The sequence below is a fragment of the Sorangium sp. So ce406 genome, assembly GCF_051474675.1.
GTDB lineage: Bacteria > Myxococcota_A > Polyangia > Polyangiales > Polyangiaceae > Sorangium > Sorangium cellulosum_G.
Genome location: NZ_CP150340.1, coordinates 1793116 through 1813533 on the forward strand (window position 1 = coordinate 1793116; position 20418 = coordinate 1813533).

11 protein-coding genes are annotated in these 20418 nt (G+C 70.7%); 5 read left to right on the forward strand and 6 right to left on the reverse strand.

Going from position 1 to position 20418, the window contains the following annotated elements; translation table 11 throughout:
- Positions 1-5 precede the first annotated feature (5 nt).
- The 5 genes from WME96_RS06620 to WME96_RS06640 all read right to left on the reverse strand — a co-directional run bounded on the left by WME96_RS06620 (position 6) and on the right by WME96_RS06640 (position 13698).
- Positions 6-5477: an SDR family NAD(P)-dependent oxidoreductase gene (locus tag WME96_RS06620; RefSeq protein WP_437289317.1), complete on the reverse strand. Its 5472-nt coding sequence runs from the start codon at positions 5475-5477 to the stop codon at positions 6-8.
- Positions 5464-10713 (reverse strand): amino acid adenylation domain-containing protein, encoded by a 5250-nt coding sequence (locus tag WME96_RS06625; RefSeq protein ID WP_437289318.1) that lies wholly within the window; start codon positions 10711-10713, stop codon positions 5464-5466. Before WME96_RS06625 ends, WME96_RS06620 begins: the two co-directional genes overlap by 14 nt.
- Before the next feature lie 731 nt (positions 10714-11444).
- Positions 11445-11666, reverse strand: coding sequence for a hypothetical protein (locus tag WME96_RS06630; RefSeq protein ID WP_437289319.1), 222 nt, complete (start codon positions 11664-11666; stop codon positions 11445-11447).
- Between the two features lie 7 nt (positions 11667-11673).
- Positions 11674-12117 carry an iron chaperone gene (locus WME96_RS06635; protein ID WP_437289320.1) on the reverse strand — a complete coding sequence of 148 codons (444 nt, stop codon included), beginning with the start codon at positions 12115-12117 and terminating at the stop codon, positions 11674-11676.
- A gap of 447 nt (positions 12118-12564) precedes the next feature.
- A complete protein-coding gene (locus WME96_RS06640; protein WP_437289321.1) occupies positions 12565-13698 on the reverse strand; it encodes a substrate-binding domain-containing protein in 1134 nt (377 codons plus the stop codon).
- A gap of 436 nt (positions 13699-14134) precedes the next feature.
- Here WME96_RS06640 and WME96_RS06645 point away from each other — a divergent pair, with 436 nt between their 5' ends.
- A complete protein-coding gene (locus WME96_RS06645; protein WP_437289322.1) occupies positions 14135-15160 on the forward strand; it encodes a hypothetical protein in 1026 nt (341 codons plus the stop codon).
- A gap of 99 nt (positions 15161-15259) precedes the next feature.
- Here WME96_RS06645 and WME96_RS06650 read toward each other — a convergent pair whose 3' ends face one another.
- Complete coding sequence (locus WME96_RS06650; protein WP_437289323.1) at positions 15260-15691, reverse strand: hypothetical protein; 432 nt, start codon at positions 15689-15691, stop codon at positions 15260-15262.
- A gap of 250 nt (positions 15692-15941) precedes the next feature.
- Between WME96_RS06650 and WME96_RS06655 the strand changes: the two genes are divergently transcribed.
- The 4 genes from WME96_RS06655 to WME96_RS06670 all read left to right on the forward strand — a co-directional run bounded on the left by WME96_RS06655 (position 15942) and on the right by WME96_RS06670 (position 20180).
- Positions 15942-16118, forward strand: coding sequence for a hypothetical protein (locus WME96_RS06655; protein WP_437289324.1), 177 nt, complete (start codon positions 15942-15944; stop codon positions 16116-16118).
- 352 nt (positions 16119-16470) lie between these two features.
- Positions 16471-18336, forward strand: a complete 1866-nt coding sequence (locus WME96_RS06660; protein ID WP_437289325.1) for a hypothetical protein — start codon at positions 16471-16473, stop codon at positions 18334-18336.
- 962 nt (positions 18337-19298) lie between these two features.
- The gene (locus tag WME96_RS06665; protein WP_437289326.1) at positions 19299-19421 is read left to right on the forward strand and encodes a hypothetical protein; all 123 of its coding nucleotides are present in this window, start codon (positions 19299-19301) and stop codon (positions 19419-19421) included.
- 369 nt (positions 19422-19790) lie between these two features.
- On the forward strand, positions 19791-20180 hold the full coding sequence (locus WME96_RS06670; protein ID WP_437289327.1) for a hypothetical protein: 390 nt from the start codon (positions 19791-19793) through the stop codon (positions 20178-20180).
- Positions 20181-20418 lie beyond the last annotated feature (238 nt).

Consider the following 20418-nt stretch of genomic DNA (forward strand, 5'->3'; position numbering starts at 1 on the left):
CAACATCAGCCCTGATGTCCCGCCGCGTCGAGGGCCGCGCGCAGATGATCGGCCATGACTTGCACGTTCGGCGGCAAATTCATGGTGATGTGATTGCCAGGGACCTCGTGGACAGTGAGCTGGCCCTGGATCAAATCGAGCCATCCCCGCGCCGGGTTGTTCACGGTCATGGCGTCGCGCTCGCTCGCCTCGAAGAAGAGCACGTCACCCGGGTAGGGGCGGGGGACATAGCGCAGCATCGCCTGCAGGTTGGCGGTGACGATCTTGCGGAACGTGGCGAGCTCCTGGAGCGCCAGCTTCGGGAACATCCGGGAGACACCCTTCTTGCGCTGGAGCACGTGGAGCAGCTGCTCGTCCGGGGAGAGGTGCCCGATCTCCTCCGCGGGGACGGGGAGACTCGCATCGCCGCTGATCAGGTAGGCGAGGCGCTCGGGGGTGTCGAGATCCTCCGGGAACACCGCGGTGGGCGCGGGCGTGTCGATCATCGTGAGCAGCGCGACGCGCTCGCCCCCGGAGATGAGCTGGTGCGCCATCTCGAAGGCGACGACCCCGCCGAAGGACGAGCCGCCGAGCACGTAGGGCCCCTCCGGCTGGATGTGCCGCCGCACCGCCTCGAGGTAACGCGCGGCCATCTCCTCGACGCGGGTGAGCGGCGGCGCCTTGCCCTCGATGCCCTGCGCCTGGAGCCCGTACACGGGCTGCGCCGGGTCAAGGCAGGTGGCGAGATCGTGGTAGAAGTAAACGTGCCCTCCGACCGGGTGCATCAGGAAGAGCGGCCGCCCGGCGCCGGGCTTGATCCGCACAAGCGAGGCGGGCAGGAGGCGCGCGGGAGAGCGCCGCGACATCGAGGTGGATGAGGGCGAGTCGGACTGCGCGATGAGCTCGGCCAGGGCCGCGACGGTCGGCGCGTTGAGCAGGCTGTGGCCGGGGAGATCCATGTTCACGACGTTGCGCAGCCGGGAGATGAGCTGGACGGCGAGCAGCGAGTCGCCGCCGAGCGCGAAGAAGTCGTCGTGCACGCCGATCCGCTCGATGCCGAACAGCTTCTCCCACGTCTCGGCGACGGCGCGCTCCAGCGGATCGCGCGGCGCCACGTAGGCCGTGCCGAGGTCGGGCCGCGGGTGGACCGACCTCGGGATGCCCTCGGACTCGGCCTCCCGCGAGGGCGGCGCGTTCGAGCCGGGCGCGCTCGAGCTGGCCGCGGCGCGCTGCCTGGCCTGCGCTTCCCGCTTCAGGACCAGGACGTGGGGCGTGGGGCTCGTGAGGACGCGCATCCAGGCGTCGAGCGCCTCGTCGCGCGAGAGCCCCTCCTCCGCGGAGGCCGGACCGCCGTCGCTCGACGCGGGCGCAGGTTCGAGCTCCTTGCCGCGCGAGGTGTCCTTCTGCTGCCACGGGTCCCACTCGATCGCGATCGTGAGCGGGCCGTCCCCGGCGGCCCGCCGCTGCGCGAAGGCGCCGAGGAAGGCGGTCGCGGCGCACTGGCCCGCGAGGCCCGCCCCGCGGGCGCCCGCGGTCCGCGCGGCGCACAACGCGACGAAATCGGGCCGGAGCCCCCGGAGCACCTCGTCGAGGACGAGCGCGCCGTCGACCTTCGGGGCGAGCAGCGCCTCGCCCTCCTCGCGCGTCATGCGGTGGAGGGGCACGGCGCGGCCGGCGCCCGCCGCGTGGACGACGCCGTCGATCCGCCCGAAGCGCTGGAGCGCCTCGGCCACGGCGCGCTGCATGTCGTCGATCCGCGTGACGTCGGCCGTCACGAGGAGCACCTCGGCGCCGAGCCGCTCCATCTCGAGCACCGCGCCGACCTTGCGGCGCAGCGCTGCGGGGGCGCCCGCGCCGGAAACGCCCGCGCCGGCGAGGCCGCCCCAGGCCTCCCGGGGCGGGAGCGCCGTCCGGCCCGTGAGCACGAGCTTCGCGCGCGCGACCTTCGCGAGGTGCTCCGCGAGGGCGGAGCCGACGGCCCCGAGCCCGCCGGCGATCAGGTAGACGCCGCCCTCCTTGAGGCGCGGCGGCAGGCCTTCGGCGCGGTCCATGCGCGCGGGCTCGAAGATCCGGACCCAGCGCTCGCCGCTCCGGTAGGCGATGACGGGCTCGGTCTGCTCCAGCGTGACCTCGGCGAGGAGCTGGTCGATGAGCCTCGCCTCCTGCAGCGTCCGCGGCTCCGGCAGGTCGATGTCGACGCTGATGCACGAGACGTTCGGGTACGCCCTGGGGATGGCCTCGCACGGGCCGAGCAGCGTGGCCTTCTCGGGGCAGAGCACGGCCGCGTCGGTCACCTTCTGCATGTGGCTCGTCACGACGCCGAGCCGCACCTCGTCGCGAATCCCCGCGTCGCCGATCCCCTGGGCCAGCGCGACGAGGCTGGCGAACCCGAGCCGCTGGGCCTCCGCGAGGCGGCCGGCGTCGAGCGGCGCGCGCGCGGGCTTGGTCACGCCCCACAGGAACATGATGCGCGAGGGGGACACGCCCGCCGCGCGCAGCGCGCCGAAGAGGGACGCGTGGTCCGCGCGGCTCGCGGGGGCGACGGTGAACTCGCCCTCGCCCGTCTCGGCGAAGCCCTCGCCCGGCCGCACGGTGATGACCTTGTAGCCGTCCCGGCGGAGCCGCATCTCCATCCGGGCGCCCAGCCCGTAGCTGTCGGCGAAGACGACGCAGCACTGCGCCCTGGCCGGCCGGGCCGACGCCTTCATCGACCCCGACAGCACCGAGCGCTTCCAGGCCAGGAGGTGGAGCAGGCCGGCCGGCTCCGGCGCGCTGCGCGCCGGCCGGCGCGCGGCGCTCGATGCGGCGGGCGCGGGCGGGTCGATCCAGTACCGCTTCCGCTCGAACGGGTAGGTCGGCAGGGGCACGCGCCGGCGGGGCTCGTGGGTGTAGAAGCCCGACCAGTCGACGCGGACGCCGGAGAGCCAGAGCTGGCCCAGCGTCTCCAGCAGGAACCCGATGTCGGACTGGCGGTGGTGGACGTGCCGGATCGACGAGAGCATCACCCGGCGGGCGCCCCGCGCGGGGTGCTGCTTGGCCAGGGTCGCGAGCACCCGGCCCGGGCCGACCTCGAGCAGGGCGCGCGTCGGATCGGCGAGCACCTCGCCGAGCCCCGCCATGAAGCGCACCGGCTCGCGCACGTGCCTCGCCCAGTACCCGGGGTCCTGCGCGTCGGCCGCGGACAGCCAGGTTCCGGTGACGTTCGACGCGATCGGGATCTTCGGGGCGCTCGGGCGCGCGCGGGCCACGATCGCGGTGAACGACGCGAGCATCGGCTCCATCATCCGGGAGTGGAACGCGTGCGATGTCTGGAGGCGCGTGCACTCCAGCTCGCGCTCGGCGAAGAGCCGGTCGGAGAGCGCCTCGACGGCGTCCTCGGGCCCGGCCACGACGCAGGCGGCCGGCCCGTTGACGGCCGCGAGCGAGAGCGCGCCGCCCCCCTCGTCGAGCAGCGGCTGCACCTCGGCCTCGGGCAGCGGGACCGCGAGCATCGCGCCCGGCGGCATCTCCTGCATCAGCTTGCCCCGCCGGGCGACGATCTTCAGCGCGTCCTCCAGCGAGAAGACGCCCGCGAGGCAGGCCGCGACGTACTCGCCGAGGCTGTGGCCGATCATCGCCGCGGGCCGGATGCCCCACTCCATCCAGAGCGTGGCGAGCGCGTACTCGATCACGAAGAGCGCGGGCTGGGCGAAGCGCGTCTGCTTGAGCAGCTCCGCGGCCGCCGCCTCCCGCCCCGGGGGCGGGTAGATCACCTCGCGGAGATCGAACCCGAGCTCGGGCTGGAGCATGGCCGCGCAGAGATCGACGCCGGCGCAGAACGTGGGCTCCCGCTCGTACAGCTCCCGCGCCATGCCGGCGTACTGCGTGCCCTGCCCCGGGAACATGAGGACGACCGGGCGATCGATGGCCTCCTCGACGTGCGCGAGGACCCGCCGCTCCCCGAGCGTCGACAGCAGGCTCACCGCCTCGTCTGCGTCGTTGCAGACGAGCATGCGCCGGTGCGGGAACGTCTTGCGGCCGACCTGGAGCGTGAACGTGACGTCCGGCAGGCTGACGTCCGGGTGCGCCTTGAGGTACCCGACGAGGTTCTCGGTGATCGTGTCGAGCGCGGTCCTCGTGCGGGCGGAGAGCAGGAGGAGCTGCCAGGACCGCCCGCCGGGCGCCGCCGCCGCGTGGGGCGCCTCCTCGAGGATGGCGTGGGCGTTGGTGCCGCCGATGCCGAACGAGCTCACGCCGGCGCGGCGGGGCCCGTCGCCGGGCTCCCAGTCCGCGAGCGCCGCGTTGACGTAGAACGGGCTGTTCGCGAAGTCGATCTCCGGGTTCGGCATCTTGAAGTGCAGGCTGGCCGGGATCTGCCGGTGGCGGAGCGCCTGCACGACCTTGATCACGCCGGTGATGCCGGCGGCGACGTCGAGGTGCCCGACGTTCGGCTTGACCGAGCCGAGCGCGCACCAGCCCTTGCGCTGGCCGCGGGACCGGGCGCGGAACGCCCGGGTGAGCGCCGCGACCTCGATGGGATCCCCGAGGCGCGTGCCGGTGCCGTGGGCCTCCACGTAGCTGATCGTCTCGGGATCGGTGTTCGCCATCGCCAGGGCCTGCGCGATGACCTGCGCCTGCCCCTCCACGCCCGGCGCGGTGAACCCGATCTTGCCCGAGCCGTCGTTGTTGACGGCCGAGCCCCGGATCACCGCCTCGATGTGATCGCCGCTGTCGAGGGCGTCCTCGAGCCGGCGCAGCACGATGACGCCCGCGCCGTTGCCGACCACCGTCCCCTGCGCCTCGGCGTCGAACGCGCGGCAGCGCCCGTCGGGCGAGAGGATCATGCCGTGCCGGTACAGGTAACCCGACCGCGTGGGGACGTTGATGGCCACGCCGCCGGCCAGCGCCATGTCGCACTGGTAGGTGAGCAGCGCCTGGCAGGCCATGTGGACGGCCACGAGCGAGGTGGAACAGGCGGTCTGGACCGCGACGCTCGGCCCGCGGAGGTTCAGCTTGTACGAGGTCCGCGTGGGCAGGAAGTCCTTGTCGTTGGCGACGTAGACTTGATAGTCCATCGCCTTCCTGAGCTCGTGGTTCGGGTAAAGGTTGCTCAGGAAATACGTGTCGTGGCCGCTCGCGCCCGCGTAGACGCCGATGGTCCCCTTGAACGCCTCGGGGTTGTACCCGGCGTGCTCGAGCGCCTCCCACGCGCACTCCAGGAAGAAGCGGTGCTGCGGATCCAGGATCTCGGCCTCTCGCGGGGTCATCCCGAAGAAGGCCGCGTCGAACCACTCCACCTCGTCGAGCACGGCCCGCGCGCGGACGTAGCTCGGGTCCGAGGCCACCTCCGGGGGCACGCCCGCCGCGGCGAGATCCTGATCCGAGAGCGCCGCGATCGACTCGACCCCATCGCGCAGGTTCTGCCAGAAGGCGTCGACGCTCCTCGCGCCCGGGAAGCGGCCGGCCATCCCGATGATCGCGATTTGGTCCTCCGGGACGGGTTGATCAAGCGGATCCATTCTGTCTGCTCTTGGCTGCCTGCTTCTTTCGTTTCAGGATCTCTCGCTGCTTCAGCGCCCGGGCGTCGGCCTCCGAGAGGTCGCTCCCGCCGCCGCTGCCGCTCGCGAGGAACGCGGCGAGATCGGTGACCGTCGGGCGCGCGAACAGATCGACGATGGAGAGATCGCTGCCGAACGACTCCCGGACGCGCTCGTGGAGGCGCATCAGGAGCAGCGAGTGGCCGCCCAGATCGAAGAAGTTGTCCTGCACGCTCACGCGCTCGATGCCGAGGACGTCCTGCCATATCGCGGTGAGTCGCTCCTCGAGCGAGCTCCGCGGCGCCACCATGGGCGCGCTCTCGGGGCGGAGCTCGACGGGGGCCGGCAGGGCGCGGCGGTCCACCTTGCCGTTGCCCGTGAGGGGCATCGCGTCGAGCAGCACGATGGCCGAGGGGTGCATGTAGTCGGGCAGCCGCCGCTGCGCGTGATCGCGGATCGCACGCTCGAGCCCGCCGGTCGGATCCGCCATGAACGGGCGCGCGCGGGCCCCGGCTTGCGCGGGCGGCGCCGCGGCCCTGCCGCCGTGCGGGACGACGTACGCCACGAGGCGCCGGTCGCCCGAGCGCGCCGGCTGCGCCACCACGACCACCTCGCGCACGGCCGGGTGCTCGCCGAGGACCACCTCGATCTCGCCGAGCTCGATCCGGTAACCGCGGACCTTGACCTGCTGATCCATGCGGCCGAGGAACTCGAGCTGCCCGTCCGGCATCAGGCGGACGCGATCGCCGGTCCGGTACAGCCGCCCTCCCGGCTCGCCGCCGATGGGATCGTGGATGAACCGCTCCGCGGTGAGCTCCGGCAGATCGAGGTAGCCGCGCGCGAGGCCCTCTCCGCCGATGCAGAGCTCCCCGGGGACGCCGGCCGGGACCTCGTTGAGATCCCGGTCGAGCACGTGCACCCTCGTGCCGGGGATCGGGCTTCCGATGGGCACCGTGTGGCCGACCGGGCGCTCCACCGCGGCGCAGCAGGCGAACGTCGCGGCCTCCGTGGGCCCGTAGCCGTTGATCATCCGGCACCCCGGGAGCTCGGCGAGGACCCGGTTGACGTGCTGCGGGGACAGGACGTCCCCCCCGGCCACGATCTGGCGCAGGCCGCGCAGCGCCGTGATCCGCTCGTCCACGAGGAGGTGGAAGACGCCGGCGGTGAGCCACACCGTGGTCACCCCGTGCTGCCGGATCACGCGATCCAGGTCGTCGAGCGACGCGGGCGCGGGGGGCATGACGACCAGCCGGCCGCCGTTGAGGAGCGCGCCCCAGATCTCGAACTGCGACGTGTCGAAGGAGATCGACGCGAGCTGCAGGAAGACCTCGTCCGGCGCGAAGCGCGCGTACGTCGTGCCCTTGACGAGCCGGGCCACGCCCCGGTGCGGCACGGCCACGCCCTTGGGCCGGCCGGTGGAGCCCGACGTGTACATGACGTAGGCGAGCTGGTCCGGCGTCGCCAGCTCCGTCGGGTTGTCGTCGCGCGCCCGGCCGATCTCCTCGGGATCCGCGTCCAGGCAGAGGACGCGCGCGCGGCACCCCGGCAGCACCGCGCCGACGCGCACCTGGGTGAGCATCACGCGGACCCGGGCCTGCTCCAGCATGAACGCGAGGCGCTCGGTGGGGTAGGTCGGATCCAGGGGCACGAAGGCGAGGCCCGCCTTCAGCACGCCGAGGAGCGCGACGATCATCTCGATCGACCGGTACATGCACACGGCCACGCGGTCTTCGGGCGCGAGGGCGCCCTCGTCGGTGCGCGCGAGGGCCCCCTCGTCGGGGCCGGGCGCGGCTTCGGGCCCCGGCGCCCCCGGCGCCCCCGGCGCCCCCGGCGCGCGGAGGCCGAGCAGGGTGTGCGCGAGCTGGTTGGCCCGCCGGTTCAGCTCCCGGTAGGTGAGCGACGTGACGTTGCCCGCGCCGTCGTCGAAGACGACCGCGACGGCCTCGGGAGAGCGCTCGACCTGGGCCTCGAAGAGGCGGTGAATGCACGCGTCCGACCCGGGGCCGGCCGGGGCGGTGCCCCACGCGCGGAGCGCGCTCCGCTCCTCGGGCGTGAGCAGCGGCAGCGCCGAGAGGCGCAGATCGACGTCGCGCGACGCGCCCTCGAGCAGGGCCTCGTAGTGGCCCGCCATCCGCTCGATGGTGCGGGCGTCGAACAGCGCGGTGCTGTACTCGATGCGCCCGATGATGCCGTCCTCGCGCTCGTCGAGCTCCAGCATCAGGTCGAACTTGGACGCGCCCGTGTCCACGTCGAGCTGGCTCAGGGTCCAGCCCGGATCGAGCGCCGGCACGGGCGGCTCCAGCACGAAGGCGACCTGGAACAGCGGGTTCTGGCCGGGGACCCGCTTCGGCTGGAGCGCCTGCACGACGCTGGCGAACGGCACGTCCTGGTGCGAGAGCGCGGCCTGGCTCACCGCCCGCACGCGCCCGAGCAGCTGCCGGAACGTCGGGTCGCCGCGCAGGTCGGTGCGCAGCACGAGCGTGTTCAGGAAGAAGCCGAGGAGGTCCTCGGTCTCCGGCGGGTGGCGGCACGACGCGGACGTGCCCACGACGACCTCGTCCTGCCGCGCGTACCGGTAGAGCATCGCCTTGAAGGCCGAGAGCAGGACCACGAAGAGCGTGACGCCCTGCTCCCTGGCCAGCGCCTTCAGCCGGAGCGTGAGCTCCCGCGACAGGGCGACGCAGTGGCGGGCCCCCGCGAGGCTCGGGGTGGCCGGGCGCGGCCTGTCGGTCGGCAGCTCCAGGGTGGGCAGGCCGGCGAGCTGTCGCCTCCAGTAATCGAGCTGCGGCTGGAGGGCGCCGCTCAGCTGCTGCTCCCGCTGCCAGACCGCGTAATCGGCGTAGTGGATCGCGCGCTCGGGCAGCGGCGACGGCCTGCCCGCGGCGAACGCCTGGTAGAGCGCGTGGAGCTCCCTCGGGAGCGCGTCGAAGATGGAGACTCCATCCATCAGGATGTGGTGCACCACCACGAACAGCACGTGGTCGGCCTCGTCGAGCCGGACCAGCGTGGCCCGGAGCAGCGGGCCGCGGGCGAGATCGAACGGGCGCCGGGCCTCGTCTGTGGCGAGCGCGACGGCGCGCCCCCACCGCGCTTCAGCCGATAGCGCCGGCAGCGCGGTCAGCTCGACGACCGGCAGATCGAGCGGCGCCGGGGGCAGGATCTGCTGCACGGGCTCGCCGCCGACGACCGCGACGACGCTCCTCAGGATCTCGTGGCGCCTGAGGAGCTCGTCGAGGGCGCGCCCCAGGACCGGGACGTCGAGGGGCCCGCGGAGGCGCAGGGAGAACGGCTCGTTGTAGAACAGCGCGCCCGGGTGGAGCGAGGCGTGGAGCCAGATCTGCCGCTGCCCGTGCGAGAGGGGGATGGGCCGGTCGCGCGGCGCAGGCCGGATGGCCGCGGCGGCCGGGCGCTGCTTCGGCCGGGGGAGCGACTCCACGAGCTCGGCCAGCGCGGCGACCGTGGGGGCGTCGCACAGGCTCTGCAGGGAGAGCTCGACGCCGAGCGCGCGGCGCAGCCGCGACAGCACCCGCGCGGCGAGCAGCGAGTGCGCCCCGAGGTCGAAGACGTCGTCGTGGACGCCGAGGTGCTCGATCCCGAGCGCCTCGGCCCACGCCGCGGCGATCGCCGCCTCGATCTGGTTGCGCGGCGCGAGGGGCTCGCCGTCGCCGCGATCGGGCCGGGCGGCGTCCGGCGGCGGCAGGGCCGCGCGGTCCACCTTCCCGCTGGGGCCGAGCGGCAGCGCGTCGAGCAGCACGAACGTCGACGGGATCATGACCTCGGGGAGGCTCTCGCGGAGGAAGCTGCGCAGCGCGGGCACGACGGCCCGGGGGGCGGCCGGGGGCGCGTCCGGCGCGTCCGGGCGCGCGACGATGTAGGCGACGAGGCGGCCCTCGCTGGCGACGGCCACCGCCGCGCGGACGGCGGGGTGGCGCCCGAGCGCGGCCTCGACCTCGCCGAGCTCGACGCGGTGGCCGCGGATCTTCACCTGCTGGTCGACGCGCCCGAGGAAGGCGAGATCGCCGCCGGGCAGGCGGCGCACCACGTCCCCCGTGCGGTAGAGCCGGGCCTCCGGGGTGGAGCTGAACGGATCGGGGACGAACCGCGCCGCCGTGAGCTCGGGCCGTCCCAGGTAGCTCCGGGCCAGCCCGGGTCCACCGAGGTAGAGCTCGCCGGCCTCGCCGTCCGGGACCGGGCGCATGGCATGGTCGAGCACGTAGCAGCGCGCGTTCCTGATCGGCCGGCCGATGGAGAGGGGCTCGCCGGGGTCCCGAACCGGGTCGAGCCCGTCGGCCATCGTGGCGCACACGGTGAACTCGGTGGGACCGTAGGCGTTGATGAACCTGCGCCCCTGCGCCCAGCGCGCGGCGAGGTCGGCCGGGCAGGTCTCGCCGGCGACGATGAGGGTCCGGAGCGCGGGCAGCGAGCGCTCCGCGCCCTCGGGGAAGGCGGCGAGCGCGGAGGGGGGGAAGGTCGCGATCGACACCTCCTCCGCGCGCATCCGATCGAGCAGCGCGGGCCCGGGGATCATCTCGGCCTGCGCCCCCATCACCAGGGTGCCTCCCCGGGCGAGCGTCATCGCGATCTCCCAGACCGACGCATCGAAGCTGAGGGACGCGAACTGGAGCACGCGGCAGCCCGGCGCCACGTCGAATCGCTCGGCCAGCGCGCGGGTGAGGTTGGTGAGGCCGCGGTGCGTCAGCAGCGTGCCCTTGGGCCTGCCGGTCGAGCCCGACGTATAGATGACGTAGGCGAGGTCGTCGGGGCCCGTGGTGTCCGGCGGGTCCTCGCCGCTGAAGCCCGCGGTCAGATCGCGATCGCCGTCCAGGAGGACCACGCGCGCCCCGTGGCGCGGCAGCGACGGGAGCAGCCGCGCCTGGGTGAGCAGGACGGGCGCCCCGGCGTCCTCGAGCATGAAGGCGACCCGCTCCCGCGGGTACGCGGGGTCGACAGGGACATAGGCGCCGCCGGCCTTGAGCGCCGCGAGCAGCCCGATGAGCGCCTCCAGGGAGCGCTCGGCGCACAGCGCGACGAGGACGTCGCGGCCGACGCCCAGGCTCCTCAGGTGGTGCGCGAGCTGGTTCGCGCGGCGATTCAGCTCCTGATAGGTGAGCCGGTCAGGGCCGAAGGATGCGGCCACGACGCCGGGCGTGCGCCCGGCCTGGAGCTCGAACGAGCGGTGAATGCTGGCGTCCTCGGAGCTGAAGTCGTGATAGGTCATGTCGTGTGTGGTGGCAGGAGTCTCTTCAGGGGCAGAACATCAGCCGCCGTGTGCGAGCCCGAGCAGCGCCGCGAGGGCGTCACGCATCTCGTTCAGAACCGTCCCAGGAGCGCCGGAGTGAGCTCCAGGGCGGCAGCCGGTGACACGGGCGCGCCCCCGACGTTTCAGGGGCGCGGTCGGCACGGATACCATGCTGCATCACGCTGGTACTCACGCTTCGATGGGCGAGTCCATCGACGCCGTGGCAGGGTGACGGTCCACAATTCAAGGCTATTCGCAGCGCAGCCGATTACACACAACCGCGGAATGAAGGTCAAGCGGGACGTACGGCTTTTTTCGGCGTGGAGGGGCATGTGGTCGCGGCGCTGCGTCATGAGGCGATCGCTCCCGGCCGGCAGTCGTGGCCCGCGTGGCCCGCGTGGCCCGCGACGACCGCGCCGGGCTCGCACACCGCGACGGAGCCCGCCGCGAACGAGGCGTCGGGAGCACTCGTAATCAGGTGGTGATCGACGATGTCCCGATTGCCGATCGTACGGGTTTCATGAATCGAACATCGCCGATCTTCAGAGGTCGCCGAGAGGGGCTGTCGAGCGTCCGCCCCGGCCCCGACCGCGCCGAGACATCCCTCGCGCGGAGCCCTGCCGCGGGGCGGGCCCGCGGCGCGTCCATCGCCGGCGCCGCCTCACCGCGCCTCCGCGGCGGACGCGCCGCGACCCGGACCGGCGCCGCGCTCACCCGATACCCACGCGCTCCTCGTTGAAGCCCTCCGTCCGCGTCATCGCCGACTGGAAGAGGCTCGCCAGCACGTTGACCGGCCACGACAGGCCGTCCATCGACCGGCACCACTCGAGCGCCAGGAAGCCCGCGGCCTGGACGGCTTTCGACCTGCTCGTCGAGGTCAGTCGAATGATAGTTAGGCCTGCGGGGATCGCGATGCGCTGTATCGACGTCAAGAACCGGTCAAGGAGCTCTGCTTCGAGTGTTGCGCTTTGGAGTAGGCGAAGCAGCTGCCTTTGGTTTCGTCGGCTTCTTGGGGACGTCAGAGGCGGTACCGCCAGCGACGGCGTTCCACTCCGAGAGCCGCACCACGACGGACTCGGGCACGGGCTCGTCGAGTTTGAAGCGGATGATCCCCTTGCTCGCCTCGCGGCCTTCAAGATCCTTTGTGATAGCTTCAAAGAGCGTAGGCGAGACGATGTAGAGAGCGTAATGGTCCTTCCATCCCGCGAAGGATGCAACGGCGCGGCCATCAACGAGGTACGCCGGCATTCCGTACTTGATGGCCTCAACGGAAGTTGGGAGAGCACGGCGCATCGCGGCTCGGACTTTGACGAGGGCGGCGCGGACTTCGGGACGTTGGGCAGCGAGGTACGCATCGACATCAGCGGGCTTGGGGGTCGGCATACGCGAAGGCCTAGCACGTCCGGCGATGGCGCGCGTAGCTGACCTTGCCCTTGCCCGTCGTACCGGCACAACGGGACCAGCGAATCGCGCTGAGGCACTCTACAAGGGGGTGGAGTTGCTCCGCCGCCAAACGTAGCTGCCGGTCCGAGGACTTGCGCTCCTTGCTGGGGACAACATCGCCTTGCTGGGGACAACATCGCCTGACCGTTGCATGCAGCCGACCTGCCTCCGCGTCGGTGCTTCGCTCCGTCGCTCCGGCAGGCGGCTGATGCTGGACGTTGGGCGGGTGGGTATCGGGCCGCACGCTCGAAGCCGCTCGGCGTCGCCCGCAGGGCTTCGTCCAAGCGACCGAATCCGTCCCTGATTTCGCTGCAGTCGCGAGCAGCCGGGGGATCGGCGACGACCTCGCGCGCGGCGAGGAGCAGATCCTCCTCGATCTGCGCGCCGCTACTGCTCTGCGCCGACCTCGTCGAGGAACTGGTTGTAGGCGTCGACCTTCTCCCCCGGGACCACGTCGACGCCGAGGTTGAACTGGCTGTCTTTGACGAGCTGCGGCGCGAGGATCTCCTTGATCGCGTCGAAGCCGATGCTCTTGATGCCGTAGACGATGTAGGGCCCGAGGTACCCCTCGTAGTACTGCCGCTGGACGTGCGTGGCCTTGATGCGACCCTGGCGCATATAGCCGGCGGTCTCCGGCGCGAAGTCGAAGGTGACGATGGGGAGGTCCGGCGCGTCCGCGGCGTCCGCGGCCAGCACGCATCGATACGAGTCGATGAACATTCCGATCAGGCCCACGACGGGCGGGTCGGCGTCCTCGATCTCGCCTCTCATCAAATCGACGTCCATGGCTTGGTCATGATAGATGGACTGATGTACCAGAACGTGGTAACCGGCATCCTCGAACACCTTCCTTGCGCCCTGAGTTCGATTGACACCGTCGGCCCAGATCGGGTCGGCCCAGCCGTGGATGAGCACCGTGCCCGGCCCCTCGGGCAGCATCTTGAGCAGGGTGTTGCCTGCCAGGGCCCCGGCCTCCTCGTTGAGTACCCCGACGTAGATATGGCGCTTCGAGCTCGCCAGGTCGGCGTCGAGCGTCACCACGGGGATCCCCTTCGCGATGGCCTTGTCGAGCGCGGCCGCGTTGCCTTCGCCAACGGGCGTGATGACTATCCCCTCGGCGCCTTCCGCCACCGACTGTTCGATGTGTTGAGTCTGGAATTCCGTCAATTCCTCTAGCTCTGTCTCGGCACTGTAAGGAGCGAGCACGTTCCCCGTGGCCCTCCCGGAGACCCCGAGCTCACCCATGGCTCGGTTCGCGCCCGTGGCGATCGGCGCAAAGAAGCCGTCGAGGGACTTCAGCAACACCGCGATCTGCATCGGTTCGATCGAGCTCTTGTTGATCTCGGCGACGAGCGCGTCGATGGTCGCCTCGATCTCGAGCGGGATGAACTCGCTCCGAGGAAGCGGCGTTCGCTGGATGGGCGCGGCTGTCTGCGCCGCGTCCGGATCGCTCGAGCCGCATGCCGCGGTCGTCAGCATGAGCCCGATGGCCACTGCCCAGTTTCGCCCGATCATCGTCATGAGACCCCCTGCTACGTTGTCGCTCGTTCGTACGTGGTTCGTGCGGTCGCGCGCGGCACCCTCGCGCGCAGATCAGACCTGATGCGCGCCCGGCGTCCGGAGACGGCCCACTCGATCACGACGATCGAGTCGGCAGCGGGACGAGCGTCCAGCGCATCACGTGCCTGTTCCCCCCGGAGCGATGCGACGCGCAGGTCACATCGAGTCCTTGCGCGACCTGATGGACATCGCACCACGACGAGGAGCCGCATGTCAAGTGGCGTCCAGGGCGAAAGCTTCCAATCTGGATGGCGAGATCACGCCGAGCTGCTGTGGAAACCTCTGGGACCAGGATCCATCCTCGGAGATCGCGTTCCTTGTACGTGGTTGGCGGCGCCTCAGCCGAGAGGTGAGCACGAGGGCGCCGAGGCGGATCCGCGCCGACCTCGTTCGCTCGGTGAAATCAAACTTTTTGCCCCGCAACGCGTCGGAGTGGACTGTGCCCTATCCCCATGACGACGACGCCTGTAACGCCCGACGTGACGACCCCTACAGGAACCTCGCCGAGCTCACTCGCAACGCCAAGGAGTTTCGACGGCAGATCCGCGATGGCGACCCGACCAGGCGCGTCCGCCATGGGATCGCAGGCATCATGCTCCTCCCGCTCGTGACGGTGATCGGCTGCATCGATTCACCCGTCCACGACTTCTCCGTCAACGACTTCCATGACGCCATCCTTGGCGCGCTCTGTGCGAACCTCACCGCATGCTGCGGCGTGACGGTTCCTGCAGACGCGTGCGTGGACAAGCTCCGATCCTCGATGGGTAGGTACCCCGAGCTCCAGGCGGAAGCTGTCGCGGCGGGGCGGCTCGAGTTCCGCGAGGGTCCGGCGCACTCTTGCATCGATCAACTGCAAGCGCTGTCGTGCCCCGACGTCGAGGCAATGGGAGCCTCCGGGGCGTGGCCCGCATGCGACGGCGCGTTCGTCGCGAAGGTCGCGACGGGGGGCGACTGCGCGCTGTCCGCGGAATGCGCAGACGCGGACACCTACTGCGAGGTCGCGCCCTTTGCGCACCTCGGTACGTGCGTGGTGAAGCCGGGGGCCGGCGATCCATGCACGCGCGAATGTGGTGATGGCCTTGTGTGCGAGAGCAAACGTGGCTCTTTTTGCGTGGCGGCGAAGCCCAACGGCCAGGCATGTGCGAGCAACCGCGCGTGCCTGAGCGGCTACTGCAACGACTCAGGTGGTGAGACCATCTGCAGCGACCCCGAGGCCAACGGGCAGCCGTGCGCCAATGACAGTCAGTGCAAAGAGGGCAACTGCGACACCTCGAGCGACCCACCCGTCTGTGCGCCGAAGAGGCCGAACGGCGCGACATGCACCACGGGCGACCAATGCGCGAATGGCGCGTGCGTGGACCATCAAGGTTCGGGCGTGTTCACGTGCGCTTCGGCGGCGTCCGGATGCTCCATCTCCCTCTGATCGGCATGGGTCTACGGGCTCGCGAACGCGGTCGCGAGCGAGTGAGCGCCTCCCGCGCGGTGCGGCGCGGCGCGGTCGATCAAGCGCGCCGCGCGCATCTCACCGGTAGATCGACCTCGAGGGCAAGTCGACGTCCACCAGCGTGTCCATGCCGTCGATCACCTCGACGGACGGGACGCGCACGACGTCGCTCCTCGGGTCTCCATCGAAGTCCTCGAGCCAGACATCGACGTCATGGTACCCCGCGCCGAGGCCGTCGAAGGCGACGCCGAATTCCTCGCAGTTCACGCGCGCCTTGTAGACGAAGCCCTCCTCGCTTTCGACGCGGACCGCGAGCAGATCCACGTCGTATTTGGAGCACTGCCGCGCGTCGCTGAGGCCGTTGATCGCCGTCGTCACGGTGAGCGAGCCGCTCCCGAGGTCATCGACGTGATCATGGCCGCCGTCGCCATCGACGACGATGCATCCCGCGAGCGAAGCGGCGGCGAGCGTGAGTCCAGCGAGACCGGAGAGCACCTTCGAGAGTTTCATGGGGATCGTCTTTCCTTATCAAGCGAGGTCTGGCGCTGTCGCGCCGATGCCCAGGTATTCAGCAAGTGCTATACCCGCGGCGCCGTGCGCCGGCGCCGCCGGATGGCACCGCTGTTGCTGCGATGAACCTCCTAGAGACGACCATGCCGGTCCTCGACCCTTCGTCGCCCGGAAACTCCGCAGCATCCGCTGCGGCGCGGCAAGCTCGCCGCGCTGGCCACGCTCGCGCTCCTCGGCGGGACCCGGGGGCGTGGCCGAGGTCCACACCAGGACCGTCACGCCTGCGCCGGCGACCGTCACGTACCAGGAGTTCGCGGTGGTCGAGGAGCCGGTCGTTCACATCGCCGAGGCGCCGGTCCAGATCGAGACCTACCCCCGCGTGGTCTACCGCGGGACCTGTGTCTACTACGTGGGCGCGTCCGGGTAGCGTGACGCGCGGCTTCGGCCGCTCGCGGTGCACCCCGGCCGACCCGAACCCGATCCACGTGGCCCACGTGGCCAACGATCGCGCAGCCGCGTGAGAAAGTCGCGAAACCGACCTGGACGCGACGCGTAGCACCATCGAACGACGCGCCACGGGCCATTGCAGGCCGAAGCGGCCGCCACGCGGCCGCCCGCGGCCGCTCCGGTCTACGTGGCGCGTTGAACGATCGCTGCCACGCGGCTTGCGCCGCGGCTCAGCGAGGGGCTGTCCGGCTCGCCGTCTCCAGAGATGGCGGAGGCGCGCGGCGGTCCGTCAATGCCACGAAGGAGATCATTTCATGCGACGTGGAAGCTTCATGATAACGACCTCTTGCGCCCTCGTGCTCGGCGCCTGCGCGCAGGCGCCCGACGCGGACGAGCAGCTCATCGATCAGGTGGGGCAGGCCCTCACGACGCCGGCGTCGGTGCTCGGGTTCGAGAGCCCCGCCGACTGGACGGTGACCGGCGCCACGAAGAGCGCGAGCGCCAGCAGCTCGCAGGGCGCCTCGGCGCTCGCGCTGCGGAGCTTCAGCTTCGCGGAGCTCCGGTCCGCGCCGCTCTCGACCGTGTCGGGCGTGACATCGACCCTCGCCTTCGACCTGAAGCCGCCGGTCTCGCCCGCCTTCGGCACCGCGCAGCTCTATGTCGATATCCCGTCCCGCGGCGTCCATAGCGTCTACCTGGGCCAGGTGAGCCTCGCCGGGCTCGCCGCGGGCACGTACGCACCGCTCTCGTTCAGCGTGCCGACGAGCGTCGTCACCGCCCTGCAACAGACCTACAGCGATCTGACGTTCAAGGTCGCCCTGAACGTCCCACACACGACCGTCGACTACCTGATTGACAACCTGCGCTTCGTGGGCGGCACGTCTGGCGTTCCCTCGAAGGTCGAGCTGCGCGTTTCGGGCGGCGACGATCGGATCGTCGTCTCGGTCGGCGGCATCCAGCGGAGGATGTTCCACTTCGGCGAGTCGGACATCGACCAGCGCATCGACGTGAGCGACTGGTTCGGGAGCGGCGCCAACGAGCTCCGCGTTCAGCTGCTCAACACCGGAGGCCCGGCGAGCGCCGGCGTCGAGCTCTGGGTGGACGACGCGCTCGTCGTGAGCGAGTCGTGCCCGGCGACGCTGTGCAACGGGTCGGACGTGTGGCGGGGGCTCGTGTGGGATCGGACGTTCTCCGTGAGCACCCCGAACCGGCCGGCGTTCCAGCCCGTCACCGTGACGGCTCAAGGCGCGACGCCCGGCAAGGTGTACGTGAACGACGTCTTCACCGGCCGGACCACGCCCACCACCCTCTCGCTCCCGCCGGGCGATTACACGCTCGGCGTCGGGATTGGCAGCGAGCTGCCGCCGGCCGACTACACCGGCTCGTTCTACGAGCACGACGTGACCGTCGGCTCCTCGCCCGTGAACGTCAACGCCACGGCGAGCGCGCCGCTCGGGATCCAGGAGGTGACGCGCATCGCTATCCTGCCCATCCGGAACAGCATCAACTACGTCTCCTCGCTGGGCGGGCCGGACGCGTCGAACACGGGCGTGCTCTTCGATGAGGACGTCGATGACCTCGTGGCGCAGGCCGAGGCGACCAACGATCTGTGGTTCCGGCCGCTGTCCTACGGGCTCGCGACCTGGGAGATCGAGGTCCTGCCCACCATCGAGGACGTGCCGATCTACGAGCAGAACCACGACGGGTGGGACACCACGCGCTTCCTGGCGGAGGCCGGGACCGCGCATCTGGCCAGCCAGTACGACATGATTGTATATTTCTTCTCGCAGCACCGGGCCGACGGCTCCTCGGTCGATGACGTGTGCAACATCGTGTGGGCGTTCGACGGCACCAACGTCGGGTTCTCCACCAGCTACACCGCAGGGAAGCCGGACCTCCTGAACGCCGAGTTCCTTCACGAGGTGATGCACAACTACGAGCATTACAACGAAAACGCGCTGCACCTCTACAACGGCATCGACGGCCTGCACGGCGGCCATCAGCACGGCTATTACGACGGCTCCAATGGCGAGGTGAATTTCGTGCACTTCTATCGCCACCTCCTGCGCGGCCAGGTCGCCGAGCTCGGCGGCATGCGGGTCGACCTCCAGTGGCCTACCATCGGGGCGGTCTCGGGGAGCTCTGACCTCTACCTCGGCTTCTTCCCCGTCCTGCGCCACGGCTATCGCGTGCCGTGACGCTGGCGGTGGCTCCGCGCCCCGACGCGGCGCGGAGCCGCCGCGAGCCGCTCCGCCTCGAAACGTAGGACCTCGAAGAGGCGCCGCTGCGGCTCCCGCTTCCTACGGAAACCTACGCGATCTATGCGGATCCCCCCTCGGCACCGACAGCTCCATCCTCATCAAAAAACTACCTTCTGGATCGAGCGGCGCGTAGGCAAAAGAAGCTGCCCAGCGCGAAGAAGTGTAGCGCAGCAAACCGAAATGGTGGGACCGCGAGCGTCGTGATGGCTCGGTCCTGGGTCGAAAGAGCGTGGTCCGGGCGGCGCCGAGCGCGCTACGGGGCGCATCGGCGTGCCGTGGGCACACGTGTCTGTCCGGGCGTTGGTCTGGCGCGGGAGGCGCGTCGCGAGACGCTATGCGGCGTCACCGAGCGCCTTGCGGCGCACAACGGTGCTTTTCAGTACGGTGGTCCCCGGTTGGGAGAGCGTGCTGGAACATCGGTCGGCTCGCCGAGCGCGGAGAGGAAGCGGACGATGTTCCGGGGCTCGGTGACCATGGCGACGAGCTTCATCCGCCCCTTGCAAGCTGGGCACTCGAGGACATCGAACGCACATGTGCGGCGCAAGAGCTCGGCGCGGTTTGTCGACCGCTCGATAGCCGCCACGCTTGCGTTTCGGAGCGGCGTCATCGTCCGCCTTGTAGGCTCTTCTGGCTTCGCACGGCGCGGTCCGATGCGCTTGCGCGCCAACGTGGGCGACTCGCCGAGGCGAGCACGCCCGCGTACTTGACGGTGTGAAAGCGCGGCGGCGGAACGCTGGCCGCGAGGCGGCACAGGAGCGAGAGCGGATCCCTGTCCACCGCGACAGTCCCGTCAGCGAAGGCGCGCTTGAGCGAGAGCCGCACCAGGCTTCCCGCTGCGCGCCGCCGATCCAGAGGCCGTCGCTGCGTCTGCGCGGCTGCACCCCTGCGAGCTGCCCTGCATGGCCATCGTCGCGATCATCGGCACCGTCGCGCTGGGGGCGCTCTCCTGGGCGCGGCGTCACGCCGTCCCCGTGTCTGCGAAGCTGCGCGGCGCTGCTCTGGGGACCGCGAGCGGCATGTAAGGGGGCCTCGCCCTGGTCCTCCACTGCCCTGCATCGACGCCGCTGCACGTCCTGGCCAGTCACGTCGCGCCCGTCGCCGTGCTCACGCTCCTCGGGGCGATCGCGGCTCCTGCCGTCGTGCGGCCTTGATGGAGCTGGGTCGTGCGCACTGCGATCCCGAGATTGAAGGACGTCACCGCGCGCCGCCGACGGCGTATCAAGCAATGTGACACGAAGGTTCGGCAGCGACTCGCCGGCGCTTGGCGCGAGCGTCCCACCTCCTGGCTGACCCTTCTGGTCCAGGCCGGGGGGCACGCAGGCGCCGGACGGCGGAGCGCGCGACCTCGTTGAACCCAGCGGACACCGTCGATCACACATCGGAGGATCACAATGTTCAACAAATTCATTCACATCTCATCGCTGTTCGCCGTGCTCGCGCTCACCGCTTGCGTCGCCGCCCCCGAGGAGGACGACGAGGCGGCCAGCGACGCGGGCGACACGACGGGAGACATTGAAGAGGCCACGCTGGCGCTCTCGGACATCACACTGAACCCAGGTCAGGAGGCGACCTTCCCGACGTGGAGCTGGTGGGGGTGGACCAACGTGAAGATCACGAACAACGATTCGAAGCGGGGCTGCGTGATGCTCCATGTGTCGAGCTTCTGGGAGGAGCTCTGCGCGGAGCCGGGGGAGAGCTCGTCCGTCGCGCGTCGGTGGGCCGGACTCCAGCTCTTCGTCAGGAATACAGAGGACGTCCCGCTCCGGGTTCAAGTCTGGTGACGGAGGAGCGGCCTCCACGACGAGAACACGGCGGATCCGCTCGCCCAGCTCGCGCCCGAACGCGGCCACGCGCTTGCCGTCTGTTACTGAGCACCGTTGTTGATGCCGATGGTGCGCTTGCCACAAAATAGGCGACGGGAGGAGCTCGTTTTGGCCGCGGGCCCCCTCCCGTCGTGCTCCGAATCGCTTGAAAGAGCGGAGCCCCCAACACATCGTCCATCTGGACCTCGATGTCAAA

Coding starts and splice junctions, on each gene's coding strand:
- WME96_RS06620 (WP_437289317.1), bottom strand. CDS start 5,477: ATGGATCCGCTTGATCAACCCGTCCCGGAGGACCAAATCGCGATCATC.
- WME96_RS06625 (WP_437289318.1), bottom strand. CDS start 10,713: ATGACCTATCACGACTTCAGCTCCGAGGACGCCAGCATTCACCGCTCG.
- WME96_RS06635 (WP_437289320.1), bottom strand. CDS start 12,117: ATGCCGACCCCCAAGCCCGCTGATGTCGATGCGTACCTCGCTGCCCAA.
- WME96_RS06640 (WP_437289321.1), bottom strand. CDS start 13,698: ATGACGATGATCGGGCGAAACTGGGCAGTGGCCATCGGGCTCATGCTG.
- WME96_RS06650 (WP_437289323.1), bottom strand. CDS start 15,691: ATGAAACTCTCGAAGGTGCTCTCCGGTCTCGCTGGACTCACGCTCGCC.
- WME96_RS06660 (WP_437289325.1), top strand. CDS start 16,471: ATGATAACGACCTCTTGCGCCCTCGTGCTCGGCGCCTGCGCGCAGGCG.
- WME96_RS06665 (WP_437289326.1), top strand. CDS start 19,299: ATGGCCATCGTCGCGATCATCGGCACCGTCGCGCTGGGGGCGCTCTCC.
- WME96_RS06670 (WP_437289327.1), top strand. CDS start 19,791: ATGTTCAACAAATTCATTCACATCTCATCGCTGTTCGCCGTGCTCGCG.